Raw genomic sequence first — 2,949 nt, 5'->3', positions numbered from 1 at the left:
CCAGGGTGGCGAAGCGCGCGAGGCCGAGCTTGGCGATGTCCGTGAACGAGCAGGTCCCGTCGACGACGAGGTCACGGATGGCGTGACCGCTCGCCGGCGACAGGCCGAACCCGACGCCCGACAGGGTCGCCACCGTAACATTGGCGGGATCGGTCAGCCGGTCGATGATCGGTCGGCCATCGGGGCTGTTCTCGATCACGCCGGCCACGACCGGATGACGTTGAGGTGCGCCGCCCTGGGGAACAACTCGGCGACCCGGCGGGCGAGGTTGCGGGCGAGCGGCGAGGCCGGGCGTGCGCTCGGGCCGGCCGGCTCCATGTCGATCCACTCGTGCGGGCCGCCGCCGAACGCCAGATTGCCGCGCATCGTCTGGCGCCCGTACAGCCCATTGCCGTCGACGCCGCCGATCGCCATCATCGGCGCGGGTTCGGTGACGATCATTTCGGCGCGGGCCGAGGCGATCGGGAAATTCACCCCAAGCGGTTCGAGCAGCATGCCCGTCTGCGGCCCCGCCGCGACGACCAGCGCGTCGCACTCGATCCGTCCACGCGGAGTGTCGACCGCGACCGCTTTCCCGCCCGCCAACTCGATCGACAGTGCCGGACAGTGCTGAAAGATGCGACCGCCAAGATCCTGCAGCGCCCAGGCATAGGCCTGCACCGTGCGCTGGGGATTGGCATGGCCGCCGAAGCGCAGGTGAATTCCGCCGAGGCAGGTCTCGTCGGTCAGCGGCACCATTTCCTGCGCCTGTTGTGAATCAAGGTCGTCGACCCGAAACCCCATCGCGACGCACATCTGGCCGACCGCGCGATAATGGTCGAGCAAGTGGGGATCGCGCTGGAGGATGATCCGTTCGGGGCGATGTTCAGTGGGATAGCCGAGCAAGTCGTCCAGCTGCGGCCACAGTCGCTGTTCTTCGACGAACAATGGGCTTTGATAGTGGGAGCAGCCACCGCCGTTGCGCCCCGACGCTTCCCAGCCGACGATTCCCTTGTCGAGCACGACGACGTCAAAGCCGTCGCGCGCCAGCCACCAGGCGGCGCTGAGGCCGGTCACGCCGGCGCCGATGACGACCACCGACGCTCCTTTGGGTAGGCCGGTGTCAAACATGCATGTTTCCGCCACGGGCGATCAACTCGGCCTCTTCGGGCGTGCCGATGATCGCATAGGGCAGCCACTGGGTCGGGATGCCGAACCACACGTCCCAACCTGCGGCCATTTCCGGGCGCTCGTTCCAGTCTGCGAGAATGCCGAGGGGAACGGGGCGGACGGGCGCGCGGAAACTGGCGACGGGGACGCGGTCGGGGGTCGTGTCCTGCTCGGCGGCGAGCAGGCACGCGACCTGGTCGCGGCAGCGGCGGCCCTGGCATGGCCCCATGCCGGCCCGCGTGAGCCGCTTGATCTGGTCAGGATGCGCTGGACCGTCGGCGAGTAGTGTCGCCAGCGAGCGGGCGGACATCGACGTCGGTCGGTCGAGATAGCGCGGGGGCTGGACCCCGAGCAGGTCGGCGCGGCTGACCTCCTCGCATTGGCAAACAATGGTTTCAGGGGAGGCGTGGCGACCGAGCGCCTCGGCCCAAGCGGCAAGGATGGCGGGGAGGGGTCGCTCGACCGTAGCGCAGTCGCCGACAAGCCTGATTGTGTCGCCCAGGACAGTCCCTGCGGCATCGAGCAGTTCGGTTGCGGGGATTGCCCCGATCGCCAGGATGATCGTGTCGCAATCGACGCTGGTCCGCTCGTCGCCGGCGAACGTGGCGAGGATGGCCTGCTCGACTCCGTCGCTACCGCCGCGCGCTTCGGCGACGGTGTGGCCCAGGAACAACGGGATTGCCGACGCTTTTATTCGTTCGACGCGCCCGGGCGATCCCTGCAGCGCGCCGGCGATCTCGACGATCCCGGCGACCTCTATCCCGCGATCGAGCGCCAGCAGAGCCGTATCGAGCGCCAGGTCGCCTGAGCCGACGACGACCACGCGGCGGCTGGCCAGCGCATCGTAGCGGGTCAGCAGCGCCGCGAAGCCTTGCGCGCCCATCACGCCGGGGTGGTCCCAGCCGGCGAACCCGAGCACGACATCGCGCGCGCCGGTGGCCAGCAGCAGCCGCCCGAAGCCGACCATCCGCGCCGCTTCACCGTCGGCGATGCCGAGCAACGGTTCAGGCAGCGCACGCATCGCCGGGCCGTTGACGTAGAGGCCCCACGCGCAGGTGCCGAGGCGGACGTCTACGCCCGCGTGGAATGCTTCCTCCAGCGCCGGATTGCTGGCGAACAACTGTTCGACCATCCGCTCGGGGTTCTGCACCGCCGCCGTCATCCGTCCGCCGAAATAGTAGGGCACGTCGGTCCCGATGAGGTCGCCACGGACCGGATGCTCGTCGATCAGCAAGACCGTGGCACCATCCCTGGCGGCTGCGAGCGCCGCTGCGGTGCCGGCCTGGCCAGCGCCGACCACGACCGTGTCAAACCGCTCGTCGGGGGCGGGGATCTTGCCGTCGATCGCGTGGCGGTCGATGACCATCAAACGGCCTCGAGGGCGCGCGTGACGTCGGCGATGAGGTCGTCGACATGCTCGATCCCGACCGAGAGGCGAAGCGTCGCCGGGGTAATCCCGCCCGCCGCACGCTCCTCGGGCGAAATCGCGTAATGGGTGGTCGTCGCGGGATGGGTGATCAGCGTCTCCGATCCGCCGAGACTGACCGCGAAACTCAACAGGCGGAGTGCGTCGAGAAAGCGGAACGTCTCGGCTTCCCCCCCGACGAGCGCGAACGAGAAGGTCGAGCCCGCGCCGCTGCACTGGCGGTCATAGACCGCGCGTTCGGGCGTGCCCTCGGCGAGGTGACCGAGATAGGTCAGGCCAGCCACCTTGGGATGATCGCGCAGGTGATCGGCGATCGTCCGAGCATTGGCCGAGGCCCGCTCCATGCGCAGGTGGACCGTCTCCATCGAGCGCAG

At 69.0% G+C, this 2,949-nt stretch carries 3 protein-coding genes and 1 pseudogene; all 4 read right to left on the bottom strand.

Annotated elements, in window-relative coordinates; translation table 11 throughout:
- Positions 1 to 208: pseudogene (locus RMN84_RS11885) on the bottom strand (FAD-dependent oxidoreductase); the annotation flags it as partial.
- Positions 196 to 1,110 (bottom strand): FAD-dependent oxidoreductase, encoded by a 915-nt coding sequence (locus RMN84_RS11880; protein WP_309612379.1) that lies wholly within the window; start codon positions 1,108 to 1,110, stop codon positions 196 to 198. The pseudogene RMN84_RS11885 and the gene RMN84_RS11880, both read right to left, overlap by 13 nt.
- Positions 1,103 to 2,515, bottom strand: coding sequence for an NAD(P)/FAD-dependent oxidoreductase (locus RMN84_RS11875; protein WP_309612378.1), 1,413 nt, complete (start codon positions 2,513 to 2,515; stop codon positions 1,103 to 1,105). The genes RMN84_RS11880 and RMN84_RS11875 overlap by 8 nt, the downstream gene beginning before the upstream one ends.
- On the bottom strand, positions 2,515 to 2,949 hold a 435-nt coding region (locus tag RMN84_RS11870), incomplete at its 5' end, for a PLP-dependent transferase (RefSeq protein ID WP_309612377.1). The genes RMN84_RS11870 and RMN84_RS11875, both read right to left, overlap by 1 nt.

It is taken from the genome of Sphingomonas sp. (genome assembly GCF_031380695.1).
Taxonomy (GTDB): Bacteria; Pseudomonadota; Alphaproteobacteria; order Sphingomonadales; family Sphingomonadaceae; genus Sphingomicrobium.
This window is presented reverse-complemented; position numbering and strand designations above follow the sequence as displayed.

Excerpts from the sequence above, each read along its gene's own strand:
- RMN84_RS11875 (WP_309612378.1), bottom strand. The coding sequence starts at position 2,515 with ATGGTCATCGACCGCCACGCGATCGACGGCAAGATCCCCGCCCCCGAC.
- RMN84_RS11880 (WP_309612379.1), bottom strand. The coding sequence starts at position 1,110 with ATGTTTGACACCGGCCTACCCAAAGGAGCGTCGGTGGTCGTCATCGGC.